Annotated in this window: 19 protein-coding genes; 7 read left to right on the top strand and 12 right to left on the bottom strand. The window is 55.9% G+C overall.

The annotated features are described in order from the left end of the window. Positions 1-45 precede the first annotated feature (45 nt). Genes PEL01S_RS06795 through mtnB form a run of 5 tightly spaced genes read left to right on the top strand, consistent with a single transcriptional unit; the run spans position 46 to position 4,819 of the window. A complete protein-coding gene (locus PEL01S_RS06795) occupies positions 46-1,293 on the top strand; it encodes a glutamate-5-semialdehyde dehydrogenase (protein ID WP_127459826.1) in 1,248 nt (415 codons plus the stop codon). 46 nt (positions 1,294-1,339) lie between these two features. After that, the gene (gene proC, locus PEL01S_RS06790) at positions 1,340-2,206 is read left to right on the top strand and encodes a pyrroline-5-carboxylate reductase (protein ID WP_063184217.1); all 867 of its coding nucleotides are present in this window, start codon (positions 1,340-1,342) and stop codon (positions 2,204-2,206) included. A gap of 15 nt (positions 2,207-2,221) precedes the next feature. After that, the gene (locus PEL01S_RS06785) at positions 2,222-3,520 is read left to right on the top strand and encodes a 2,3-diketo-5-methylthiopentyl-1-phosphate enolase (RefSeq protein ID WP_127459793.1); all 1,299 of its coding nucleotides are present in this window, start codon (positions 2,222-2,224) and stop codon (positions 3,518-3,520) included. Then, positions 3,517-4,185: a 2-hydroxy-3-keto-5-methylthiopentenyl-1-phosphate phosphatase gene (locus PEL01S_RS06780; RefSeq protein WP_127459792.1), complete on the top strand. Its 669-nt coding sequence runs from the start codon at positions 3,517-3,519 to the stop codon at positions 4,183-4,185. Before PEL01S_RS06785 ends, PEL01S_RS06780 begins: the two co-directional genes overlap by 4 nt. Further along, complete coding sequence (gene mtnB, locus PEL01S_RS06775) at positions 4,175-4,819, top strand: methylthioribulose 1-phosphate dehydratase (protein WP_036677417.1); 645 nt, start codon at positions 4,175-4,177, stop codon at positions 4,817-4,819. Before PEL01S_RS06780 ends, mtnB begins: the two co-directional genes overlap by 11 nt. Positions 4,820-4,912: 93 nt before the next feature. Here the strand turns inward: mtnB and PEL01S_RS06770 are convergent, their stop codons facing one another. From PEL01S_RS06770 to pyrR, 11 genes are all read right to left on the bottom strand, one after another. After that, complete coding sequence (locus PEL01S_RS06770; RefSeq protein ID WP_127459791.1) at positions 4,913-5,794, bottom strand: ABC transporter permease; 882 nt, start codon at positions 5,792-5,794, stop codon at positions 4,913-4,915. After that, on the bottom strand, positions 5,791-6,744 hold the full coding sequence (locus PEL01S_RS06765) for an ABC transporter ATP-binding protein (protein WP_127459790.1): 954 nt from the start codon (positions 6,742-6,744) through the stop codon (positions 5,791-5,793). Before PEL01S_RS06765 ends, PEL01S_RS06770 begins: the two co-directional genes overlap by 4 nt. Next, positions 6,741-7,865 carry a hypothetical protein gene (locus tag PEL01S_RS06760; protein ID WP_127459789.1) on the bottom strand — a complete coding sequence of 375 codons (1,125 nt, stop codon included), beginning with the start codon at positions 7,863-7,865 and terminating at the stop codon, positions 6,741-6,743. The genes PEL01S_RS06765 and PEL01S_RS06760 overlap by 4 nt, the downstream gene beginning before the upstream one ends. A gap of 14 nt (positions 7,866-7,879) precedes the next feature. Further along, entirely contained in the window at positions 7,880-8,398 is a 519-nt protein-coding gene (locus PEL01S_RS06755; RefSeq protein ID WP_127459788.1) for a sigma-70 family RNA polymerase sigma factor, read from the bottom strand. A 138-nt stretch (positions 8,399-8,536) separates the two neighbouring features. Continuing rightward, positions 8,537-9,196, bottom strand: coding sequence for an orotate phosphoribosyltransferase (pyrE, locus tag PEL01S_RS06750; RefSeq protein WP_054976066.1), 660 nt, complete (start codon positions 9,194-9,196; stop codon positions 8,537-8,539). Between the two features lie 37 nt (positions 9,197-9,233). Then, positions 9,234-9,965 (bottom strand): orotidine-5'-phosphate decarboxylase, encoded by a 732-nt coding sequence (gene pyrF / locus PEL01S_RS06745; RefSeq protein WP_127459787.1) that lies wholly within the window; start codon positions 9,963-9,965, stop codon positions 9,234-9,236. Positions 9,966-10,082: 117 nt separating this feature from the next. Beyond that, positions 10,083-13,298 carry a carbamoyl-phosphate synthase large subunit gene (gene carB, locus PEL01S_RS06740; RefSeq protein WP_127459786.1) on the bottom strand — a complete coding sequence of 1,072 codons (3,216 nt, stop codon included), beginning with the start codon at positions 13,296-13,298 and terminating at the stop codon, positions 10,083-10,085. Next, positions 13,285-14,460: a glutamine-hydrolyzing carbamoyl-phosphate synthase small subunit gene (gene carA / locus PEL01S_RS06735; RefSeq protein ID WP_127459785.1), complete on the bottom strand. Its 1,176-nt coding sequence runs from the start codon at positions 14,458-14,460 to the stop codon at positions 13,285-13,287. Before carA ends, carB begins: the two co-directional genes overlap by 14 nt. 345 nt (positions 14,461-14,805) lie before the next feature. Then, a complete protein-coding gene (gene pyrC, locus PEL01S_RS06730) occupies positions 14,806-16,089 on the bottom strand; it encodes a dihydroorotase (protein ID WP_127459784.1) in 1,284 nt (427 codons plus the stop codon). 45 nt (positions 16,090-16,134) lie between these two features. Continuing rightward, a complete protein-coding gene (locus PEL01S_RS06725; RefSeq protein ID WP_063184226.1) occupies positions 16,135-17,043 on the bottom strand; it encodes an aspartate carbamoyltransferase catalytic subunit in 909 nt (302 codons plus the stop codon). Next, a complete protein-coding gene (gene pyrR, locus PEL01S_RS06720) occupies positions 17,040-17,621 on the bottom strand; it encodes a bifunctional pyr operon transcriptional regulator/uracil phosphoribosyltransferase PyrR (RefSeq protein WP_063184227.1) in 582 nt (193 codons plus the stop codon). Before pyrR ends, PEL01S_RS06725 begins: the two co-directional genes overlap by 4 nt. 401 nt (positions 17,622-18,022) lie before the next feature. Here pyrR and dapD point away from each other — a divergent pair, with 401 nt between their 5' ends. Next, positions 18,023-18,736: a 2,3,4,5-tetrahydropyridine-2,6-dicarboxylate N-acetyltransferase gene (dapD, locus tag PEL01S_RS06715; protein WP_010491968.1), complete on the top strand. Its 714-nt coding sequence runs from the start codon at positions 18,023-18,025 to the stop codon at positions 18,734-18,736. Between the two features lie 76 nt (positions 18,737-18,812). Continuing rightward, positions 18,813-19,961 (top strand): N-acetyldiaminopimelate deacetylase, encoded by a 1,149-nt coding sequence (locus PEL01S_RS06710; protein WP_063184228.1) that lies wholly within the window; start codon positions 18,813-18,815, stop codon positions 19,959-19,961. A 59-nt stretch (positions 19,962-20,020) separates the two neighbouring features. On the opposite strand, the gene PEL01S_RS06705 is transcribed toward PEL01S_RS06710, so the two are convergent. Next, a complete protein-coding gene (locus PEL01S_RS06705; RefSeq protein ID WP_127459783.1) occupies positions 20,021-21,184 on the bottom strand; it encodes an aminotransferase A in 1,164 nt (387 codons plus the stop codon). Between the last annotated feature and the right edge of the window lie 9 nt (positions 21,185-21,193).

The following is a 21,193-nucleotide window of genomic DNA, read 5'->3' as shown; positions in this document are numbered from 1 at the left end:
CTCCGAAGGAGGAAGTTGAACATGACAACGGATCAAGCTCTAAACCTGAGCGAAGTGGTGCAAAAAGCGAAGCTGGCCAAGCAAGCCGCGCCGAAGCTCGGTTTGCTCAGTACAGAGCAAAAGAACAACGCGCTGCTGCGTATGGCGGACGCCCTCGTAGCGGAGTCCGAATCGATTATCGCCGCCAATGCGGAGGATCTGCAGCGCGGACGCGAGAGCGGCATCATCACTTCGCTGCTCGACCGGCTGGCCCTGAACCGCCAGCGGATCGAAGCGATGGCTGACGGACTGCGGCAGGTCGTTGCTTTGCCCGACCCGATTGGCGATACGCTGGAGGCGTTTGACCGCCCGAACGGCCTGCAAATCCGCAAGGTCCGCGTGCCGCTCGGTGTCATAGGCATTATCTACGAAGCGCGGCCGAACGTAACGGTGGATGCGGCCGGGCTCTGCCTGAAAACCGGCAACGCCGTCGTGCTGCGCGGCGGCTCCTCGGCGCTCCATTCCAATAGACGGATCGTCGAGGTGCTTCACGATTCGCTGAAATCGACGGACGTTCCGGCAGACGCGCTCCAGCTCATCATGGACCCAAACCGCGCATCGGTGGACGAAATGCTCAAGCTGAACGGCCTGCTCGACGTGCTTATTCCTCGCGGCGGAGCTTCTTTGATTCAAAACGTCGTCAAAAACGCAACCGTACCGGTGATTGAGACCGGAGCCGGCATTTGCCACACTTATATCGACGCCAGCGCGCAGCCGGATATGGCGCTCAAGATCGCCATCAACGCGAAAGTACAGCGGCCTTCCGTATGCAACTCGATGGAAACGTTACTGGTGCATCGCGATTTCGCGGAACGGCATCTCGCAAGCATCGCCGAGCAGTTCGTACAGCAAATGGTCGAGCTGCGGGGCGATGCGGAAACACAGCGGCTCGTACCGACGGTGAAGGCGGCCACGGAATCCGACTGGGATACGGAGTACAACGATTATATCTTGAACGTTCGCGTCGTGGAAGGATTGGACGAGGCGCTGGCGCACATACGCCGCCACGGAACGATGCACTCGGAATGTATCGTGACTGAAAACGAGGCGAACGCTGTGCGTTTCCTGCAGGAAGTCGATGCAGCAGCCGTGTATCATAACGCCTCCACCCGCTTCACGGACGGTTTCGAATTCGGCTTCGGCGCCGAAATCGGCATCAGCACGCAAAAGCTGCACGCTCGCGGCCCTATGGGCTTGCCGGCGCTGACGTCGAGCAAATACTGCATTGTCGGAGACGGGCAAATTCGCGGTTAACCCAGAGGATCGTATACACTTGCAAAGTTCGAAAGGAGCAGCCAATATGTCACAGATTTTATCCAAAAACATCACGTTCGTCGGCGCCGGCTCCATGGCGGAAGCGATCATCCGGGGACTCATCTCCGAGGCGGGCATGCAGCCGGAACAGCTTGTGGCTGTCAATCGGTCGAATGAAGCCCGTCTGCAAGAATTGAATAAGCAATACGGCATTCGATATGCCGCGGGAGTAGCCGGACGAAACGATGCTGTCGCTTCAGCCGATATCGTCGTTTTGGCCTTTAAGCCAAGCGACGCCGCCCAAGGCTTGCTCGACTTGAAGCCGATACTCCGCAAGGAGCAATTGCTCGTATCGGTGATTGCCGGACTTTCCATCGACATGATGGAAGCCATTCTCGGTGGCACCGGCTGGGCCATCGTCCGCACGATGCCCAACACATCCAGCACCATCGGGCTTGGCGCAACCGGGCTCAGCTTTTCCCGCGGCGTCTCGGACGCGCAGCGGCAGCTGGGCGAAGAGATGTTCCGCTCCGTCGGCATCGTATCGATCGTCGAAGAATCGCTGATGGAAACGATTGTAGGGTTATCCGGCTGCGGCCCGGCCTACATTTATTATATGATGGAAGCCATGATCGAAGGCGGAATGAGCGGGGGGCTAACGTATGAGGAGGCCAAACGTCTGACCGTGCAAACAGTGATGGGCGCGGCCCGCATGGTCGAGCTGAGCGGAGAAGAGCCGGCTGAGCTGCGCCGCAAGGTGACGTCTCCGAACGGCGCTACGCATGCGGCCATCGAGACGATGGACCACTGCGGCTTCACCGATACGGTTTCCAAAGCGATACGCCGCGCCACGGAACGTTCTGCCGAAATGGGCGCGGCGATCAGCGCTTCCATCGCTTCCCATACCAAGTAAAGAAGGTGTCCGTTTGTGAGTGTTGCTATATCCTCAGCGTATTGCGTAGCCACCTACCGTTGCTACGACGAGAAAGCCGATTTTCATAAAAAAGCGACCGGCATCGCCGTCGGTCTGACCGTCGGAAGCTGGACCGAGCTGCCGGAAGCTCGCAAGGCGGAAATGGAAAAGCATCTCGGCCGCGTCGTCAGCGTGGACGTACACGAACCGTCCGCAGGCGAGGCCGCTTCCGCAAGATATGCGGATATTCGTATCGCTTATCCCGATATTAATTTCAGCCGCGATATCCCTGCCCTGCTTGTTACGGTTTTCGGGAAGCTGTCGATGGACGGCCGGATCAAGCTGATCGACCTGGCATTTTCCGAGTCGTTCTTATCCGCCTTTCCGGGACCACGCTTCGGCACCCGGGGCGTGCGCAAGCTGCTTGGCGTCCACGACCGTCCGCTGCTCATGAGCATTTTCAAATCGGTGATCGGCCATGATCTGCCCGCACTGCAGGAGCAGTTTTATCAGCAGGCGCTCGGCGGCGTCGACCTGATCAAGGACGACGAGATTTTGTTTGAGAATCCGCTGACCCCAATCGAGAAACGGGTCGAGCTGTGCATGCAGGCGGCGGCCGAAGCCGAGCGGGAAACCGGCCAGAAGCTGCTGTACGCGGCCAATTTGACCGGACCGACCTTCGGGCTCGTCGAGCAAGCCAAAAAAGCGATCAACGCTGGAGCCAACGCGCTTCTGTTCAATGTGCTTGCCTACGGCTTTGACGCTCTCAGCGAGCTGAGCCGGCACCCTGACGTCAACGTGCCGCTGATGGCTCACCCGTCGCTCGCCGGGGCCTTGTATCCGTCGCCGTATCACGGCATCGCCGCGAACGTGCTGCTTGGCAAGCTCATGCGGCTCGCCGGGGCCGATCTGGTGCTGTTCCCTTCGCCGTACGGTTCCGTCGTTATGCCGAAGGAAGAGAACATGGCGATCAAGGAAGCGCTGCTGACAACCGAACGCGCCGATTATATTTACGTCGGAGACGGCGCATCGGCGTCCGTGAACGGACAAGTTCCGCTCGCAGCGAGCTTTCCGGTTCCTTCGGCCGGTATTCATCCCGGGCTTGTACCGCTGATTCTGCGGGATTTTGGCGGAGAAGTGGTGGTCAATGCGGGAGGCGGGGTACATGGCCATCCTATGGGTGCTGCGGCCGGCGGGCGAGCCTTCCGGCAGGCGATCGATGGCTGCCAGGCGGGCGTTCCGCTGCGGGAGTATGCAGCGGATGGACATCCGGAGCTGCAAGCCGCAATTGACACTTGGGGGATTAAAGAATGAGCAAGCAGCGGGTTATTTTTTGCGATTTCGACGGGACGATTACCGTCAACGACAATATCGTGGCGATTATGAAGCATTTTCAGCCCGAGGGCTGGGATACATTGGTGAATCAAGTCATCTCCAAGGAAATCACGATCCGGGAAGGCGTCGGACACATGTTTGCGCTGCTTCCGGCCTCCCGCCGGCAGGAAGTCGTCGATTACGCGATCGGCAACGTGACGATTCGCAGCGGGTTCCGCGAGCTGCTGGATTACTGCAAGCAGGAGGGCATCCTCTTCCTGGTGACAAGCGGCGGCATCGACTTTTTCGTCTATCCCGTTCTGTCCTCGTTTGCGATTCCAGAGGAGAACATTTATTGCAACGCCAGCGATTTCAGCGGCACGCATATCCGCATTTTGTGGCCGCATACGTGCGACGCCGAATGTGACAACGACTGCGGCATGTGCAAAACGAGAATCATCCGCTCCTATCCGCGGGAAAAGTACGAGCGCATCATGATTGGCGACAGCGTAACCGATTTTGCCGGGGCGAAGCTGGCCGATACGGTATTCGCCCGCTCCCATCTGATTGAGCTGTGCCAAGAGCTCGGGTTGAATTACTATCCTTTTGAAGATTTTCACGACGTGATCAAGCGGTTAGAGGAGATGAAAGTGCGTGAGCTTTAGCGCTATTCGTTTGGAAGAGAAGCAGCAGGCGTTCGCCGAGCTGCGGGAGATTAAAACATTGCTTGCCGCACGCGGCTGGTTTCCGGGCACAAGCGGCAATCTGTCGATCCGGACGGGAGAATTTTCTCCCGAGCAGTTTGCGTTTGCCATTACGGCGAGCGGCAAGGACAAATCGGTCAACACGCCTTCCGACTATTTGCTGGTCGACCAATCGGGCCAACCGATCGAAACGACCGGCCTGAAGCCGTCCGCGGAAACGCTGATCCACTGCGAGATTTACCGTTTGACGGGCTGCGGCGCGATTTTTCATGTGCACACCGTGTTCAACAATCTCGTCTCCGAGCTGTATGCAGAACGAGGCAGCGTGCCGGTGGACGGCGTCGAGCTGATCAAGGCCTTCAACATATGGGAAGAAGAAGCGCACATCGATATCCCGATTCTGCCCAACTACGCGGAAATTCCGCGGATCGCCGAATTGGTCGAAGGCGCGATCGTGCCGCGCATTCCCGGCATTTTGCTGCGCAAGCACGGCATTTACGCTTGGGGCGCCAATGCCTTCGAAGCGAAGCGCCACCTCGAAGCGTTCGAGTTTCTGTTCGAGTATGCGTATCGCTGGGCTCTGCTGAAGAAGTAAGCTTATCCTATACGAACAAAGCCCGTCTCCCCGCTCATCGCAAGCAAGCGATGAATGGAGCAGACGGGCTTTTTTTGGTAAGATGCGCGCGGATCATAGGTCTTTTCTCCGAAACGACCACAAGCCGAGCAGCAGCATAACAAGCATATATCCGGCACTATACATTAGAAAGGCGTTTGACGGCACTTGGCCGACACCGAAAAAACCGAGAAGACTTCTAATATTCAGCAGTCCTTGAAACTCATCCATTGCAAACAGCTCCGCTTGCATCCGGTTTTGCAGCGAATCGGCCGGCATGACAAGCGACATGATTCCTGCGATGGTCAGCAGCGGCTTAATGGCTATATTTTGATCGAGTTGGATCGAGCCTGCCACTTTTTCGATCATCCCCCCGAGCCATCCCGCCCCGTAAAGCATCGTCATCAACACGCCGTTCCCGGTGGAAGAGAAATGACAAGAGCCCAGCATTGATAAAGATACAAGCAGCGGCACAACGAAAATAAACAAAGCGAACGAACGCGTTAGCGATACGATATCACCGGGAATACCGGCATGAGCCCAAGATACCAGCAGAATCGATATAAAAAGCAGCGTCGCGTAACCGATCCCCCAACTGACAAATCCGATCCAACGCCCCATATACCAGGATAAACGGGATAATGGCCGAGTCATTAACGCCTGCAGTACACCTTGCTCGGCTTCCCCTGCAATCACGGAGAACGAGCTAAAAATGGACAAAAAAGCAATGACGAACGAACCGAAAAAAAAGCCGAGCGACAAGATCATCGCACTTCGTTCGTAAACTTCAATCATATGCTGTATGTCCGACGAAAAATGGCTCTCATGCAAGCTTGCACCGATAGTTTTGGCAACAAACCAGAAGGCGAACAGGAAAATAACGGTCATCAGCAGCGTCAGCAACATGACCCGTTTGCGCAGCAGCTCCTTCCAAGTCGAGCCGATGATGGTAATCATTCGCGTTCCCCCCTGTGGCTCCGTCCGGCAACGGAGCTGACGAACCATTCGTCCAGCTTCGTTTTTGCCTTCTTTACTTCGTACAACGTCATCCCCTGCTCGATGACAATCGCGTTCAACCAGCCGATCTGCTCGTCATCCTCCAGCTCCGTTTCCAGCCAGACCGAATCTTCTTCCGCTTCCATCTCAAGAAGACGTACGGTCAGGCCTGAGGCTTCCTGAAGCCAGGCCAGCAAAAACGGCGCAAACCCGCCGACACGAAGGTGCCAGCGGGATGTCTCGTGCAGCACGTCAGCCACGGAGCCAACCTGCAGAATTTGACCGTTATTCAGCAAGGCGACGCGGTCGCACAGCAGCTCCACGTCCTCCAACAAGTGCGAGTTGAGAAAAATCGTTTTTCCTTGCGCCTTCATCAGCCGAAGCAGTTCTCGCACGTCTCTCCGGCCCAATGGATCAAGCGCGGAGGCCGGCTCGTCCAAAAAAACGATAGGCGGGTCGTTCACCAGGGCGCAAGCCAATCCGAGCCGCTGCTGCATTCCTTTGGAGTACATCTTCACCCGGTCTTTGCCCCGCAGCCCGAGACCGACGAGGTCAAGCAGCTCCGGAATGCGCCGCTTCGCTTCGGAAGCTTCGACGTCGCATAGCCGGGCATGCAGCTGCAGCACTTCTTCGCCGCTGAGCCACTCCTGGTACCGGTACAGCTCCGGCAAGTAGCCGAAATGCCTTCTCGCTTCCAACGAGCCGATCGGATGGCCGCAAATCGTACCGTGCCCTTCAGTCGGCCGGATCAAGCCGACGAGCATTTTCACAAAGGTGCTCTTGCCCGCCCCATTCGGGCCGAGGAAGCCAAAGGCTTCCCCTTCCCCTACGGTAATCGTAATGCTGCGGCACCCGCGGCCGTTGCCGTAATCTTTCGTCAGCTCATGCGCTGTAATGGCTAGCCCGGTCAAGAGCCGATCAGCTCCTTCACTTTGCCAAGCAGCGCTTCGCGACCCGTGAGATCGTTATTGCCATAAAGTTCAAAGAGTTGACCTTGCTTCACCCACATGGCAGAGTAATAATTTTGCTTGTTCGTAGATTCCGTCATAATCAACACATCCGTATTCCCCACCTTGACCTTCTCGGCAGGGCGATTCGTGATGATAGGCAGCGGCACGTTTCCGGTAGTGAGCAGGTCCACGTTCCGCAAGCTCTGCTTCAAATTCTCCGGCAGCAGCGGGAACTGCAGAACCGCTTGCAGCGCTTCGGCTACCGGAATGGACGGATCGACAGATACGACGGGAATCGGCTGCTGGGTTAGAGAGTAATTTCGTTCGCCGTTTCTCACGTTCAGATGGACTTGTTCGCCCGTTTCAAGCGTAATCGCTTTGCCGTCCACTGATTCGGGCAGCATCTGCTTCGCGCCAAGTCTGGACATCGCCCGGTTCACTTCGTCAACGTTCAATTTTAATGTCAGCGTATTGGAGGGGCTAACGTAAGGCTTATCTTGCTTGGCGTCGTAATCCTTTGGAATGACGATGCTGCGCCCCAGCATCTGTGAAAGCTTATCAACCTCAAATACTCCGCTTATTTTGCCGGACGTATTCGTGAATGCCCCAAGCTTGTTGATGCTTTCTTTCGTTTGTCCTTCCGGAAAAGCGCTGTTCAGCAAATACATCAGATCGTTTTCCTGAACGACCGTCATTTCCTGCATTCGAAATTTATTCAAGATGGAAGCTAGCGCCTCGTTGCCGATTGGTGTACTCAGGAAAGCGGCCAGTACCAGTACCGCGGCCGAAGCAGCCACCCGCTTCCTACGCCGTTTGATCCAACGGACGAGCGGATGAGCTTTAGGCATCTCCCCCGCTGTCTTCTCCGGTTCTAAAACAGGCAACGAACGACTATCGGATACTGCGATCGATTGTGACGATTCTGTCTCCACGGCTACTGCCGCCGACGGATTTAAATTATTAGCTTCCTTTGCCCACTGCTCCCAACGAAGCGATTTCGGTTCGGAAGCAAGCCGCTGCTGAAGCTTCTCCCAAGCGGCATCCGTGGGGTCGGAATTTTTCCTTACAAATGACTCAGTCATATGCCGCGGTCCTCCTATTCAACTTGAGTTTGCAATTCCGCATGCCGTTTCAATCGGGCGGTCGCCCGGTGGATAAGCGTGCCTACAAGCGGTGTGCGAATTTGAAGCTTCTCGGCAATCTCCGCGTAACTGTAGCCGGAGAATCGAAGGAGCAATACTTGCCGGTCCCGTTCCGAAAGCTGGTCCAGCCACCCGTGCAATTCCTCGTGCTCAAACTGCTCCAACACCGTCTCCTCGTTCGACTTGCCTTCCTGCTCCGTTACCCGCAGATGAAGCTCCTGCTTCTCCTGAAGCGCCCGTTCACGGGCCCGCTTGGACATATGATCGTAGGCGATTCGTGTCAATACCCGATGAAGCCAGGCGCCGATCACTTGCGGATCGTCCGGGGGATTGCGGTATAACCTCAGAAATACTTCCTGGGCCAAATCATCGGCGGCTGCCTCGTCGCGGACAAGCGCGATTAATTTTCGGCGCACCGAAGGGTAATGCTTATAAAATATATGACGGAAATAATCGGAATCCGGATGTTCCAATTGTGATGTCCTCCTTTCAGCTGCAGCTATACATAAGACAGGGACCAGCTTTATTTTGTATCACCCGGTGAAAAAAGAAAAGCATCCGAGTTCTTCCTTTTACCGTAGCGGAAGAATTCGAATGCCAAAATTTTTTATTTAAGCTTTGCCGTATTCGCTCGGATTTTCACGCCATGCTTTCAACGCCTGCAAGTCCTGCTCTTGAATGCTGCCGTTCCGAAGAGCGACGTCGAGCAGTACCGAGTAATTCGTCAGCGTCTCAAAAGGAATGCCCGATCCCGCAAAGGCCTCTCTCGCTTTCTCGAACTGATACGAGAAGATGCCAAGCACCCCAAGAGCCTGCGCCCCGGCTTCATTGACGGCCAAGGCCACCTTGAGCGAGCTGCCGCCTGTCGAGATCAAGTCCTCGATGACTACCGTCTTCTGCCCGGGCTTGATCAAGCCTTCGATCAAGTTTTCCTTCCCGTGGCCCTTGGCCTTGTCGCGCACGTAAACCATCGGTAGGCCGAGCTTTTGAGCCACCCAAGCCGCATGCGGAATACCTCCGGTTGCCGCTCCCGCTATGACTTCCGCATCCGGGAAATTGTCGCGGATGAGCGTAACGAAGCCTTCGGCGATCCGTTCGCGGATCTCAGGGAACGAAATGGTCAGTCGGTTATCGCAGTAGATCGGCGATTTCAGGCCGGACGTCCAAGTAAACGGCTGCTGAGGACGAAGCGCTACTGCGCCGATTGCGAGCAGATCCGCGGCGATTTGCCCGGCTAGCTCCGGATTTATACGAATCGATGGGGTTGTCATTCGATTTCATCTCCTTAAGTATAAAAAATGCGCTTTTTTACAGCCCTTCGACCGAGGCAATAATTGCTTCCAGCGCCGCTCTTGGGTCCGGTGCGGCTGTGATCGGACGGCCAATGACGATATAGTCCGTCCCTTGGGCGAACGCTTGCTCCGGCGTCATGACGCGGGATTGATCGCCGATGTCCGCTCCTGCCGGACGGATGCCCGGTGTCACGGTCACAAAGCCGCTGCCGCACGTCTCTTTAAGTCCAACGACCTCCAGCGGAGAGGCTACCACACCTTGAAGACCGGCGGCTTGCGTCAATCGGGCATACCGGATCACCGCATCCTCTACCGTACCTTCGATGCCGATTTCTTCGTTCATGACCGCCTGGCTTGTGCTGGTGAGCTGCGTAACGCCGATGACGATCGGCTTAGGACCGGATGTGGCTTGAAGCGCCTTGTCCACGCCTTCCATTGCCGCCTCCATCATCTGCTTGCCGCCGGCCGCATGCACGTTGAACATATCTACGCCAAGCTTCGTGATGCTCTCCGCTCCGCCTTTGACCGTATTCGGAATATCATGCATTTTGAGATCGAGAAAGACATTATAGCCCTTTTCTTTAAGCATTTGTACAAACGCCGGACCGGCGCTGTAAAACAGCTGCATTCCCACCTTCAAATAACACGGAATGCCTTCCAGCGACCGGACGAGCGACTCCGCCTGCTTCGCCTCGGCATAATCGAGCGCGACCATGATGCGCTTCGCCGCCGCTAAGTTGGTAGACATAAGTTATCGCCCCTTTTCATTAAAATCAAGTCAATCTGAGGCTCGTAGAAGGGCCTAATCAAGGGATTAGCACAGCATTTCCGCAAGAAGCGAAACGCTGTGCTAATGCAATTGTTGTTATGCGTGATTCGCAGGCATAGCCGTGGATTGGAAGTAGATAGACTCCAACACGTGCAGCAGCGCGCTTACCGTATCCAGCGAGGTCATGCAGACGACGCCGTTCTCTACCGCCTCGCGGCGAATCCGGAAGCCGTCGCGCTCCGGCGTTTTGCCCTTCGTCAGCGTATTGACGACAAAGTGCGCTTCGCCGTTCCGGATCAGGTCGAGAATGTTCGGCGAGCCTTCGCTCAGCTTGTTGACGCGGTTCACCTGGAGACCGGCGTCCTCCAAAGCCTGTGCCGTTCCACCCGTAGCGACGATGCGGTAACCCAATCTTTCGAAACCGCGGAAAATATCAATCGCTTCGGCTTTATCTTTATCAGCAATTGTAGCGATGATCGCGCCTGCCGGCGGAATTTTCATGCCGGAGCCAATCAGACCTTTATAGAGCGCTTTGGCAAACGTTTTGTCGCGGCCCATCACTTCGCCCGTCGATTTCATCTCCGGTCCGAGCGTCGTATCGACACGGCGCAGCTTCGCGAAGGAGAAGACCGGCACTTTGACGGATACAAACTCGTCTTCCGGCCATAGGCCGGTTTGGTACCCCATATCGGCCAGCTTTTCGCCCATAATAACGCGAGTGGCGACGTTGGCCATCGGAATTTTCGTCACTTTGCTGAGGAAAGGAACCGTACGCGAGGAGCGCGGATTCACTTCGATCACATACACTTCGTTTTGATAGATGACGAACTGGATGTTGACGAGACCGACAACCTGCAGCCCTCTGGCGATTTTGGTCGTAATGTCGATAATTTTTTGTTTCAGCTCGGCGGATACCGTCTGCGGCGGGTATACCGCGATGGAGTCGCCGGAGTGAACGCCGGCCCGTTCCACGTGCTCCATGATGCCCGGGATAAGAACCGTTTCTTTGTCGCAGATCGCGTCAACTTCGACTTCTTTGCCGAGCATGTAACGGTCGATGAGCACCGGATGCTCCGGGTTGATTTTGACCGCATACTCCATGTAGCTGAGCAATTCTTCGTCAGAGTAGACGATTTCCATCGCGCGGCCGCCAAGGACATACGACGGACGAACGAGCACCGGATACCCAAAGCGGGAAGCCATGCCGACAGCCTCGTCCACCGAGGTTACCGTACCGCCCGGCGGCTGTGCGATGTCAATCTGACGCAGCAGCGCTTCGAATTTTTTGCGGTCTTCGGCCGCGTCGATATTCTCCAAATCCGTGCCGAGGATGCGTACGCCCGCTTTCGTGAGCGGCGCAGCGAGGTTGATCGCCGTTTGTCCGCCGAATTGGACGATAACGCCGATCGGCTGCTCGCGCTCGATGACGTTCATGACGTCCTCGAAGAATAGCGGCTCGAAGTACAGCCGGTCCGATGTATTGAAGTCCGTAGACACTGTCTCCGGGTTGTTATTGATAATGACCGCTTCATAGCCAGCCTTTTGGATCGCCCATACCGCATGTACGGTCGAGTAGTCGAATTCGATCCCTTGACCGATCCGGATCGGACCGGAGCCGAGCACGACAACTTTTTGCTTGACCGTTTCCTTGACTTCGTCTTCCGTCTCGTAGGTCGAGTAGTAGTAAGGCGTCGTCGCTTCAAATTCCGCGGCGCAGGTGTCGACCATTTTGTAAACCGGCTTCAGCCCCAGACCGATCCGGTATGCGCGAACGTCCGCTTCCTGCGTCAAGCTCAGCCCTTTGTCAGCCTGACGACGCAGCTCGGCAATAGCGCGATCGGTGAAGCCTTTGCGCTTCGCTTCGCGGAGCAGCTCTTCGCTCAGCTCCGGCGCAAGCAGCTCGGCTTCGAAGGCAATCAAGCCTTCCAGCTTGTGCAGGAACCACCAATCCACCTTGGTCAAATCCTGCAATTGCTGTACGCTGTATCCGCGGCGGATTGCTTCGGCGATTAGGAAGATGCGCTCGTCGTCGGGCTTCACAAGCCGCTGCTCAAGCGTCTCTTGGTCTAATGTCTCCGCATCTTTCAAATACAGGCGGTGAACGCCGATTTCAAGGGAGCGGACCGCTTTGTGAATCGACTCCTCGAACGTGCGGCCGATGGCCATGACTTCGCCGGTCGCTTTCATTTGCGTGCCGAGCTTGCGATTTGCCGCGGTAAATTTATCGAACGGCCAGCGCGGAATTTTGGATACGATATAGTCCAGCGTTGGCTCGAAGCAAGCGTACGTTTGGCCCGTCACTGGGTTGATGATTTCGTCGAGCGTATAGCCGATCGCGATTTTGGCTGCCATTTTAGCAATCGGGTAGCCGGTTGCCTTGGAAGCGAGCGCCGACGAGCGGCTAACCCGCGGATTCACTTCGATGACGTAATATTGATAGCTGTGCGGGTCCAGCGCAAACTGCACGTTGCATCCGCCTTCGATGTTCAAGGCGCGGATAATTTTGAGCGATGCGGAACGCAGCATTTGGTATTCACGGTCCGACAGCGTCTGGCTCGGCGCCACAACGATACTGTCGCCCGTATGAACGCCAACCGGATCGAAGTTTTCCATGTTGCAGACGACGATACAGTTGTCGTTTGCGTCGCGCATTACCTCGTACTCGACTTCCTTCATGCCGGCGATGCTTTTCTCGATCAGACATTGGCCAATCGGGCTGTAACGAATACCGGAGGAAACAGTTTCCAGCAGTTCTTCCTCAGTGGCGCAGATACCGCCGCCCGTACCGCCCAGCGTGTACGCCGGACGTACGATAATCGGATAGCCGATTTCATTCGCAAAATCGAGCGCTTCCTGCACTGTTGTAACGATTGTGCTTTCCGGCACCGGCTGTTCCAATTCGCGCATCAGATCACGGAACAAATCGCGGTCTTCCGCTTTTTCGATCGCCGTCAGCTGAGTACCGAGCAGCTTCACGTTTTCGCGCTCCAGTACGCCGGCTCGTGCCAGCTCAACCGCCATATTGAGGCCGGTCTGCCCGCCCAAGGTCGGCAGCAAGCCATCCGGACGCTCTTGGCGAATGATTTGGGTGACGAAGTCGAGCGTAATCGGCTCGATATATACTTTGTCGGCCATGTTCGTATCGGTCATGATCGTTGCCGGATTGCTGTTGATCAGAACGACCTCGAAGCCTTCCTCTTTCAAAGCCTGGCAAGCTTGCGTGCCGGCATAGTCGAATTCCGCCGCTTGTCCGATGACGATCGGACCGGAGCCGATCACGAGAATTTTTTTGAGGTTATTATTTTTCGGCATAGTGGAGCTCCCCTTTCGATGCGGATACGGCCGTGCTGCCCGCTTTGTATGCCGCTGCGATCTGCGCCTGACGCGGAAGCTGCGGGTTGTTTTGCTTATGATCGCGGATCAGCTGCAGGAAGTCATCGAACAAGTAGCTCGAATCGAACGGTCCCGGCGCTGCCTCCGGATGGTACTGAACGGAGAAGGCTGGATATTTCTTGTGGCGCAGCCCTTCGATCGTCTTGTCGTTGTTGTTGATATGAGTCACTTCCAAATCCGTGCCGGCGATCGACTCTTCATTTACGGTGTAGCCATGGTTTTGCGATGTGATGTAGCAGCGGCCCGTAGCCAAATCTTTTACCGGGTGGTTACCGCCGCGATGACCGAACTTCAGCTTTTCCGTATCGGCACCGCTCGCCAGCGCGAACAATTGATGGCCGAGGCAGATGCCGAAGATCGGGAATTCACCGAGCAGCTCGGCGATCATTTTCGCCGCATGTGGCACGTCTTTCGGGTCCCCGGGGCCGTTGGACAGCAGAATGCCGTCCGGCGCCAGCCGGCGGATTTGATCCGCGGTCGTGTCTTGTGGCACGACGACGACGTCGCAGCCGCGCTTGGTCAAGTCGCGCAAAATACCGCTCTTCGAGCCGAAATCGACGAGAACGACCCGTTCTTTCGTTCCCGGTGCGCTGAACACGCTTTTCGTAGATACGCGGGACACTTGATCGGTCATAAGCGGCGATGCTTTAAGCTGCTCCAGCAGTTCTTCCACACGCTTCTCGGAGGTGGTCAGGATGCCTTTCATGACGCCATGGTGACGGATGCGGCGGGTCAGCATCCGGGTGTCGATACCGCTGATGCCGATAATGCCGTATTCTTTAAGCAGGCTGTCCAGCGAGTACTCGGCTCTCCAGTTGCTGGGCACCGTTTCATGCTCGCGAACGACGAACCCGTGAATGAACGGGCGGATCGATTCGAAATCGTCGCGCGTGATGCCGTAGTTTCCGATCAGCGGGTACGTCATGGTCACGATTTGTCCGCAATAGGACGGATCGGACAATACCTCTTGGTATCCTGTAATGCCTGTATTGAACACGACTTCGCCAACCGAGTCGCCGGTGCTTCCGAATGCTTTGCCGGTAAACAGCGTACCGTCTTCCAACAACAATCTTGCCTGCATCTGCTGTCATCTCCTTATACTGTGTGGTGAACAATCCCCCTAAATCCCCCTTTCCAAAGGGGGACCCCAGGGGCGCCGCCCCCGGACCCCTCAAGTTGTCGCACAAGGGGGTATGTAGCTTTTAAAGGGGCTGCGGCGGGGGATCGCGTTTGTCCGGACGGCGCGGAGGCTGACGCCCGCGCGGTCGGCCGGACACGCTTTACGGTGCTGCGGGCAGCGGCTCGCAAGCTGCCGACTTGCTCATTGCTTCTTTACAACAAAATCGTTTCTATAAAATAAGGAACTCTGTTCCTTTATTTCCCTAACTGTAGGTTCCCCTCGCAGCTGAGGTCTACTCGCCTTTTCCTACTCGGACCAGACGACGTTTCCGCCAACGATGGTTAAGGTTGGCCAGCCTTTCAGGCTCCAGCCGGTGAACGGCGTGTTGCGTCCCTTGGAGAGGAATTCCGCCGGGTTGACCTTCTTTTCCGTTTCGAGGTCGATCAGCGTCAGATCGGCGGTTTTGCCGACCTCGATCGTTCCCCAAGTAAGTCCGAATACTTGTGCCGGCAGTTTGGTCATTTTATCGAGCAGAAACTCCAGCGTCCATTGGCCCGTAACGACGAACTTCGTGTACAAAAGTGGGAAGGCCGTCTCAAAGCCGACGATGCCGAACGGGGCAAGCTGCATGCCACGCGCTTTCTCTTCCTCGCTGTGCGGAGCGTGGTCGGTGACCACGATGTCGATCGTGCCGTCGACTAGACCCTCGATGCAGGCCTGCACGTCGCGCGGGGTGCGCAGCGGCGGGTTCATTTTCCAGTTCGCATCCATCCCCGGGATGTCTTCGTCGGACAGCAGCAAGTGGTGCGGGCACACTTCGGCGGTTACTTTAATGCCGATCTGCTTCGCTTGGCGGATAAGGCGAACCGACTGTTCCGTGCTAACGTGGCATACATGGTAGTGAACCCCTGTCGCTTCGGCGAGCAGAATGTCACGGCCGACATGAATCGCTTCGGATTCGTTCGGAATCCCTTTCAGTCCGTGCTTGCGGGCAAATGCGCCTTCGCTAACAGCAGCGCCTTCGACCAGCGTATTGTCCTCGCAGTGCGCAATAACCGGCATACCGATCGAGGCCGCTTTGGCCATTGCATCCTTCATCATTTGCGCGCTTTGCACGCCGACACCGTCATCCGTGTAGCCGATCACTCCGGCTTCCTTCAAGGCATCGAAGTCCGTGAGCTCGCGTCCAAGCTCGTTTTTCGTGATGCAGCCGTAAGGCAGGACGCGCACGATGCCTTCGGTTTGAGCTTTGTTCAGCACGTACTGCACCGTTTCCACCGTATCAATGACCGGCCGTGTGTTCGGCATGCAAGCGATCGCTGTAAAACCGCCGCGAGCTGCGGAACGGGTCCCCGACGCGATATCTTCCTTATATTCGAAGCCCGGTTCGCGCAGATGTACGTGCATGTCGATGAGTCCGGGCGCCAGCAGCTTGCCTTGGGCGTCGATAACCGTATGCCCGGCCGTATCGGGCAATGCTTCCCCTGCGTCGACGATTTGCTCGATGCGTTCGCCATTCGCGAACACGTGCTTTTTCTTTAATTCATTGCCCCCAGCCGCCAGGCTGGCATTCAGTATCCAAATTCCCATGGGAACCTCCGCTCGTTTCATCTTCGTAGTAGGTTAGGATTCGGTTTAGCTTAGCGCCCGCTCGATGACCGCCATCCGGATCGGCACGCCATGGCTCATTTGCGTAAAAATTTTCGATTTCTCACATTCCACCAGCTCGTCGTCGATTTCCACATTCCGGTTGAACGGAGCCGGATGCATGATCACGGCGTGCGGCGCCATGCGGGCGGCGCGTTCTGCCGTCAATCCGTAGGCTGCACGATACTCCTCCGCCGAGCCGAACAGCGAGCCTTCGTGCCGTTCAAGCTGCACGCGCAGCATCATAACCACGTCGGCTTTCAGCGCCTCGTCGATCGAGACGTAAGGCGCATGCTCCGCAAGCTCGGCGGCCTGCATGACCGGCGGCGCGCAGAAGCTTACTTTGGCTCCAAGCGTCTGCAGCGCCCACAGGTTCGAACGTGCCACGCGACTGTGCTGGATGTCTCCGACGATCGCCACATGAAGGCCGCGGATTTCGCCGAACTGCTTGCGCATCGTATATAGATCGAGCAGCGCCTGCGTCGGATGCTCGTTGTTGCCGTCACCCGCGTTGATCAGCGGGACTTTGATTTTTTGCGCCAGCTCGGCCAGCAGCCCGTTGGGCTTCATGCGGATGACGCCGGCGTCGATGCCCATCGATTCGAGCGTTCGGACCGTATCGTAGATCGATTCACCCTTCTGTACGCTGGAGACGGCTGCCGCGAAGTTGAGCACTTCCGTTCCAAGCCTTTTCTCCGCAACCTCGAAGGAGAATCGCGTTCTTGTGCTGTTTTCAAAAAACATGTTGGCGACAAAACGCCCCTGCAGCTGGTTCGTCACTTTTACCGGATGCTGTTCCCAATGGGCTGCACGATCGAGGATCGCGTTCAGCTCTCCGGCGCTAAGTCCTTTGGTGCCTAGCAAATGTTTTTCCGACTGTACTTGAAGCTGTGTCATTCGTTTGGCCTCCTCTGTCCTGTGATGACGACTTGATCCACCCCATCCACTTCATTCACCTGTACTTCGATGCTTTCGAGCCGGGACGTCGGAATGTTCTTCCCTACGAAATCCGGACGGATTGGCAGTTCCCTGTGCCCTCGGTCTACCAACACCGCCAATTGAATCATTTGCGGCCGACCGAGATCCATCAGGGCATCCATAGCTGCCCTTACCGTGCGTCCCGTGAACAGCACGTCATCGAACAAAATGAGCTTTTTGTTGTGAACCTCCAGACGATCGTTTGCCTGCTCGCTTCCCGGCGCATCTTCCCGAGCTCCCGATACGGTCGCTTCCAGCAAGCCGCTTCGGTCGTCCCGGTATTTGGTCACATCCACTTCGCCGATGGGAGCAGGTATGCCCTCAATCTCCCGGATTCGATCGGCCACCCGCTTTGCAAGGTAAATCCCCCGTGTCCGGATGCCGATTAACATGCAGTTTTCGAAGCCCTTGTTTTTCTCCAAAATCTCATGGGCGATACGCGTCAAAGCCCGCCGTATTGCGGTTTCATCCATTAACACATGCTCAGCAGACTCCATCGATCAGGCAACCCCCTTCACCAAAGCTTTCGCGATTTTGACCATAAAAAAACCTTGCCGTATCGGCAAGGTTTGCGCACACAGAAACAGAACAGGTTACACCGGAACAGACACACCACACCGGCATCTATGCCGTCGGCGCATCCGCTTGGACCGTTCGATTCGTCGTTCACCTTGCCAGCCTCACGGGACTGATTTTAAAGGTGCTATTCAGTTACAAGCATTATGCCATGTTCGACACCCGATGTCAATACTCTTCGAATCACATCCGATTCGACCGGCCAAGGATTGCTAGGGCATGCGTTTTATGCTATAAAAGATGTAGTTCGTGATCTTCGGGACAACGGATCATGCCCGTTTTCGTTCACGGTATCACTACATAAGGAGCTGGAATCCCGTTTATGTCGATCGAAATGAATACGGAAGACGTTATTAATCTCATTAAAACAAGCAAGAAAAAAACTCCGGTTAAAGTATATGTTAAAGGCGACCTGGAATCCATCTCCTTCGGAGACAATATTCAAGCGTTCATCTCCGGCAAAAGCGGCGTGCTGTTCGGCGATTGGGCGGAAGTAAAAAGCGTGCTGGACGCGGAAGCCGGCAAAATCGAAGACTATGTCGTCGAGAATGACCGCCGCAACTCCGCAGTACCGCTGCTGGACCTCAAAAATATCAATGCCCGCATCGAACCGGGCGCGATTATCCGTGACATGGTCGGCATAGGTGATAACGCGATTATCATGATGGGAGCCGTAATCAACATCGGCGTCTCCATCGGCGAAGGCACGATGATCGATATGAACGCCATTCTTGGCGGCCGCGTGAAAGTCGGCAAAATGTGCCACATCGGAGCGGGCGCCGTCCTTGCAGGCGTAATCGAGCCGCCTTCCGCTCAACCGGTCGTGATCGAAGACGACGTGCTCGTCGGAGCTAACGCCGTTATTCTCGAAGGCGTACGCGTCGGACAAGGTTCCGTCGTCGCCGCAGGCGCGGTCGTCGTAGAAGACGTGCCGGAATTCAGCGTCGTTGCCGGTACCCCTGCCCGCGTCATCAAAAAAGTGGACGACAAAACGAAGTCGAAAACGGAAATTTTGAAAGACCTGCGCAACCTGTAATTCGGCGCATTCAAGGCTCGGCGATCAAACGCCGGGCCTTTCTCTTCATTCCCTCACCAAAGGAGGCACCAGCACCATGTCCGTAGCCGTCAACCCGAGCCGCTTTGTACAAATTCGCAGAGATTTGCATAAAATCCCCGAGCTTGGGTTTCAAGAGTTTAAAACCCAGCGGTATTTGCTCGATTACATCGCCTCCTTGCCGCAGGAGCGGCTCGAAGTCCGCACTTGGCGAACCGGCATTATCGTGAATGTAAAAGGAACCGCGCCCAAGCGCCGGTTCGGCTACCGCGCCGACATCGACGCATTACCGATAACGGAAGACACCGGGTACGACTTCCGTTCGGAGCATCCCGGCTTTATGCACGCCTGCGGACACGACCTGCATATGTCCATCGGTCTCGGTATCCTGACTCATTTTGCACAGCAGCCGATCCGCGATAATCTGACCTTTATTTTTCAGCCCGCGGAAGAAGGCCCGGGAGGTGCCAAGCCGATGCTGGAATGCGAAGAACTTCGGGACTGGATGCCCGATGAAATTTTCGCCTTGCATATCGCGCCGGAATATCCGGTAGGCACCGTGGCTACCAAGCCGGGCATCTTGTTTGCCAATACGTCAGAGCTGTTCATTACCCTCACGGGTAAAGGCGGGCATGCGGCTTTCCCGCACAACGCGAACGATATGGTAATTGCCGCGTGTCAGCTTGTTGGACAACTGCAAACCGTTATTTCCCGCAATGTGAATCCTCTTGATTCGGCGGTTATTACCATCGGCAAAATTGACGGTGGCACAAAGCAAAATATTATCGCCGAAACAGCCCGTCTGGAAGGAACAATACGGACACTTTCGGCTGAAACGATGTCGCTCGTCAAGTCCCGAATCGAGGCGCTCGTCGCCGGAATGGAGACGGCTTTCGCCTGCAAGGCCGAGATCGATTATGGGGCCAATTACCGGCAGGTGTTTAACGAGGCGGACGTAACGGGTCAATTTATGAACTGGGTTCGAGATACGGACCATTCGATGCCGCTTCAATTGATCGAATGTACCGAAGCGATGACCGGGGAAGATTTCGGTTATTTTCTCGAAGCGGTTCCCGGGTTCATGTTCTGGCTTGGCGTCGGAACCCCTTACGGACTGCATCATGCGAAGCTGGAGCCGGACGAACGCGCCATCGACTTGGCTATCGACCTAATGAGCCGCTTCCTGACTTGGAAAAGCCAACAATAGCAAAAAAGCTTCTCATCACGTCTCTGTCAGAGAAACGGGATGAGAAGCTTTTATTTTTCCTACAGGCGGCTTACGAATACTTTCAATCGCTCCATCGCCTGCTCTAAAACGTCCATCGAATAAGCGTACGATAAGCGGATATAGCCCTCCCCTAGTGCGGAGAACGCATCCCCCGGCACAACGGCCACCCGCTGTTCTTCCAGCAGCTTCATAGCAAAATCAATGGAAGAAAAGCCGAAGCGCTCAATCGAAGGAAACAAATAAAACGCTCCTTCCGGCTTCGCCAGCTCGAAGCCCATCTCGACGAGCCGATCATACACGAAGTCCCGCCGTTTTACATACTCGGCTCTCATCGGCAGCGCATCGTCGACTCCCGCCGTTAGCGCTTCGATGGCCGCATACTGGCTGATGGAGCTTGCGCAGGTGACGTTGTACTGGTGAACCTTAACCATGTGCTGCGTCAAATAAGCCGGGGCAAAAGTAAAGCCGATTCGCCAGCCCGTCATCGAGTGCGACTTGGACAATCCGTTAATGACGATAGTACGCTCCCGCATCCCCGACAACGCGGCAATAGAGCGATGAGGTCCGTCATAAATCAGCTCGCTGTAGATTTCGTCGGAAATGACAAACAGCTTGCGCGATTCGAGCAGCCGAGCGATATCGACAAGCTCCTCCGCGCTCATCACCCGTCCGGTCGGATTCGACGGATAAGCCAAAATAACGCACCGAGTCTTTTCGGTCAGATATGGCTCCAACACTTCCGCCGTCAGCTTGAAGCCAGTGCCGCGGGTATCCGCATAAACCGGCACGCCGCCGCACAAACGAATGAGCGGCTCATAGCCCGGATAGATCGGACCCGGCAAGATCACTTCGCTTCCCGGCTCCAAAATCGTGCGAAGCGTTATGTCCAGCGCTTGACTCGCGCCTACGGTAACGAGCACTTCCTCCAGCCCGGAATAGCTGAGCCCGTATTTGCGTTCGAGGAACGCCGCTGCGGCCTTCCGGAGCTCCGGTAGACCCGGATTCGGCGTATAGGTCGTCCGATGCTCTTCGATGGCCCGCTCGGCCGCACGCATAATGTGATCCGGCGTCGGCAAATCAGGCTGGCCGATCGTTAGCGTGAGGGCGTCTTTATAATTCGCAACCAAATTGGAAATTTTTCGGATACCGGAGATTTGTATCTCCTTGACACTAGGATTAATCAAGCGCTCAAGCTGTTCCATAACGTTCCC

This window comes from Paenibacillus elgii NBRC 100335 (genome assembly GCF_004000865.1).
Classification (GTDB): domain Bacteria; phylum Bacillota; class Bacilli; order Paenibacillales; family NBRC-103111; genus Paenibacillus_G; species Paenibacillus_G elgii.
The sequence above is the reverse complement of the archived record's forward strand: the minus strand, read 5'-3'. Positions and strand labels throughout refer to the sequence as shown.